The organism is Zavarzinia sp., assembly GCF_041650655.1.
Taxonomy (GTDB): Bacteria; Pseudomonadota; Alphaproteobacteria; order Zavarziniales; family Zavarziniaceae; genus Zavarzinia.
This window is the reverse complement of the sequence record NZ_JBAZKR010000230.1, coordinates 1-3,172: the sequence shown is the minus strand read 5'-3', so window position 1 is coordinate 3,172 and position 3,172 is coordinate 1. Positions and strand designations below refer to the sequence as shown.

Sequence of the window (3,172 nt, the reverse complement as noted above, 5' to 3'; positions counted from 1 at the left end):
GTAATAGTCGTCGGCGCCGATAAAGCCGTGCAGCGGCGCGGTCACGGCGTCGTCGAAATCGCGCAGGGTGCGGGCAGCCTTGGCGCGGCGAACGTCGATGCGCCCGGGGAAACGCCTCTCCTTGCTCATTGCCGCCGGAATCAGCGTGCGCAGAAAGTGCCGTGCGTAAATCAGATTGAAGCCGGATGACAGCGCGGTGTTGGCGGCGGCCAGATCCAGCGGCGCGCTCACGGCTGCGGCGGCGGCGATCACGCTGGACGCATGGCTGCCTTGTTCGGCCAGCCATTTCAGCAGGGCGTTGCCGCCGAGCGAAACGCCGGCGGCGAACAGCGCCGGATCGCCGCGCGCCTGCAGGCGGCGCAGCACCCAGTCGATCTCCTGCGAGTCGCCGGAATGATAGGCGCGCGGCAGGCGGTTCGGCTCGCCCGAGCAGCCGCGGAAATGCACCACCACGCCGTGCCAGCCGCGCCCGGCTGCCGCGTGCATCAGCCGTCGCGCGTAGTGGCTGCGCGAGCTGCCTTCGAGGCCATGAAACAGCGCGATGCACGGCGCGCCGGGCGTGCCGTCGATCCAGTCGAGATCGATGAAGTCGCCGTCCGGCGTGTCCCAGCGCTCGCGCCGGTAGCGTGGCAGAGGCCCTTTGATCAGCAGCGGCCAGATGGTTTGCGCATGGCCGCCGGGCAGCCACGACGGCGCAAGGTAGTGCTGCGCGGTCATGGTCGGACTCAGTGCAGGATGCGCGGCGCCTCGGTGATGCTGTTGGGCGGTACCGGCGAAGCGTGGTGGGCGACCATGCGCCAGCCGAGGGCCCCGCGCACATAGACGTTGGTGGCCGCCACCGGTGCGCTCAGGCTCTCGTCGTCGGCGGTGGCGATGTGTTCCAGCACGGTGCTGATCATGGCGAAGGGCGTGGTGATCGCCGTCTGCTGCGACAGGCGCACCTTGAGTTTCCTGCCGTTGGCAAAGATGCGCTGCCAGGCTTCGCGAATCATCGTGTAGCCGACCAGGCGCGGCCCGCCGGGCTGGACGCAGACGACTTCTTCGTCCTCGGCCCAGACGGCCATCATGGCGTCGATGTCGCTGTGTTCCAGCGCCTCGTAAAAGGCGGCCTCGACGTCCTGAGGGCTGGCGAAGATCTTCTGGCTGGGCACGATCAGGCCTGGAACTGTGCGGTGACGGTAGCCGCCACCTGCTGTGGCGTGATTCCGTTCATGCAATCGAAATGCCCCAGCGGGCACTCGCGCTTGAAGCAGGGGCTGCACGGCAGGTTTCTCGAAACGATACGCGCCTGTGCCGACAGCGGTGGCGTATAGGCCGGCGAGGACGAACCGTAGAGCGCCACCAGAGGCCGCCCTAGCGCGGCGGCGACGTGCATCAGTCCGGAGTCGTTGCTCACCACGCAGCGCGCCGAGGCGATCAGGTCGATGGCCTGCTCCAGCGTGCTGCGGCCGCACAGATTGAGCGCCGCTCCCTCTGCCGCCCTCGCTATGTCATCGCCCACGGCGGCATCTTTGGCCGACCCGACCAGCCAGACCGGGTTTTGCGGGGTCGCGACGAGTCGCGCCAGCGCCGCGAAGTGCTGCGTCGGCCAGCGCTTCGCGGGGCCGTATTCGGCGCCGGGACAGAAGATCACCGGCGCGGCATCGAGCGGAAGATTCAGGGCCGAGCGCACGGTCTGCTGCTGTTCAGCGGTCGAGCTCAAGTGTGGCAGCGGCAAGCTTGCGGGCAGCGGCCCGGCCAGCGCGGCGTAGCGCTGCACCAGTTGCGGATGAGCGGCGACGTCGAGCCGGTGGCGTTCGTTCAGCAGCAGATAGCGGCTCTCGCCCTGGTAGCCGATGCGCCGCGGAATGCGGGCGAAGAAAGGCACCAGCGCGGACTTCCACGAGTTCGGCAAGACGTAGGCTGCTGAAAAGTCGGCGCCGGCGAGACGGCGACCCAGCGCGCGGCGTGTGGCGAAACCGAACTCGCCGTGGCGGAAGGGGTTGATGACGACCGCATCGACCTCGGCCATGCGCGTCAGCAGCGGCGCCGACCAGTCGGGTGCCAGCACCTCGATGCGGACGTCCGGATTGTTGCGCTTGAGCAGCGCGAAGAGCGGCTGGGCGAGGATCGTGTCGCCGATCCAGGATGGAGCGACGACCAGTATCTTCACTTGCGGAAGTGAACCCGAGGTGCTCAGTGATGGCCCTTGGGGCGCTCGCCGGTGAAGCGATACACGGTGCCGCAGTAAGGGCAGGCGGCTTCGCCCGAGGCGCTCTTCAGGACGTCGATGAAGACGCGCGGATGGCGGGCCCACAGCGGGGCGTCGGGACGCGGACAGGCCAGCGGCAGATCGTGGGCCGTGACGGCAACCTGGCGCTGGGATTCGTCGAGAGTGGACATGGTTTACCTCGTGCTCAAATCAGACATAACTGAGCCAGTCGGCGTGGGCGGGCACCTTGCCGTTGACCACGTCGAAGAACAGGCTCTGGATCCTGGTCGTGATCGGTCCGCGACTGCCGGCGCCGATGGTGCGGTTGTCGAGTTCGCGGATAGGTGTCACCTCGGCAGCCGTACCGGTGAAGAAGGCCTCGTCGGCAATGTAGATGTCGTCTCGCGTCAGGCGCTTGGAGACCACCGTGTAGCCGAGTTCCCTGGCCAGGGTATGCACCGTGGCGCGCGTGATGCCGACCAGCGCCGAGGCGATCTCGGGTTCGTAGATCTGGCCGTCCTTGATCACGAACAGGTTCTCGCCCGAGCCTTCAGCGACAAAGCCGTCCACGTCGAGCAGCAGCGCTTCGTCGTAGCCGTCCTCGGTGGCTTCCATGTTGGCGAGGATCGAGTTGGCATAGGTGCCGGAGTACTTGGCGCGACACATCGAGACATTGACGTGGTGGCGGGCAAAGCTGGAGGTCTTGACGCGGATGCCCTTCTCCATGCCGTCCTCGCCGAGGTAGGCGCCCCAGGGCCAGGCTGCGATGGACACATGCGTCGCCGCGCCGCGCGGGCTGACGCCCATCTTCTCGGAACCATAGAAGGCGATCGGCCGCAGGTAGCAGGAGTCGAGCTTGTTGGCGCGCACCACTTCCTTGTGCGCCTCCATCAGCGTGGCCTTGTCGTAGGGCATCGCCATGCGGTAGATATGCGCTGAATTGAACAGCCGGTCGGTGTGCTCCTTGAGGCGGAAAATCGC

The 3,172-nt window shown here is 67.1% G+C and carries 5 protein-coding genes; all 5 read right to left on the bottom strand.

Features of this window, described 5'->3' with window-relative positions; genetic code table 11:
* Positions 1-717 (bottom strand): YheT family hydrolase (locus tag WC493_RS22700; protein ID WP_373068819.1); only part of this gene is annotated, 717 nt, incomplete at its 3' end.
* 8 nt (positions 718-725) lie between these two features.
* Entirely contained in the window at positions 726-1,151 is a 426-nt protein-coding gene (locus tag WC493_RS22695; protein WP_373068817.1) for a nuclear transport factor 2 family protein, read from the bottom strand.
* A 2-nt stretch (positions 1,152-1,153) separates the two neighbouring features.
* Positions 1,154-2,152 carry a lipopolysaccharide heptosyltransferase II gene (gene waaF, locus WC493_RS22690; protein WP_373068815.1) on the bottom strand — a complete coding sequence of 333 codons (999 nt, stop codon included), beginning with the start codon at positions 2,150-2,152 and terminating at the stop codon, positions 1,154-1,156.
* A gap of 23 nt (positions 2,153-2,175) precedes the next feature.
* Complete coding sequence (locus WC493_RS22685) at positions 2,176-2,382, bottom strand: zinc-finger domain-containing protein (protein WP_373068813.1); 207 nt, start codon at positions 2,380-2,382, stop codon at positions 2,176-2,178.
* Positions 2,383-2,401: 19 nt separating this feature from the next.
* Positions 2,402-3,172: branched-chain amino acid transaminase (locus WC493_RS22680; protein WP_373068811.1), on the bottom strand; the 771-nt coding region annotated here is incomplete at its 5' end.

Coding starts and splice junctions, on each gene's coding strand:
- WC493_RS22685 (WP_373068813.1), bottom strand. CDS start 2,382: ATGTCCACTCTCGACGAATCCCAGCGCCAGGTTGCCGTCACGGCCCAC.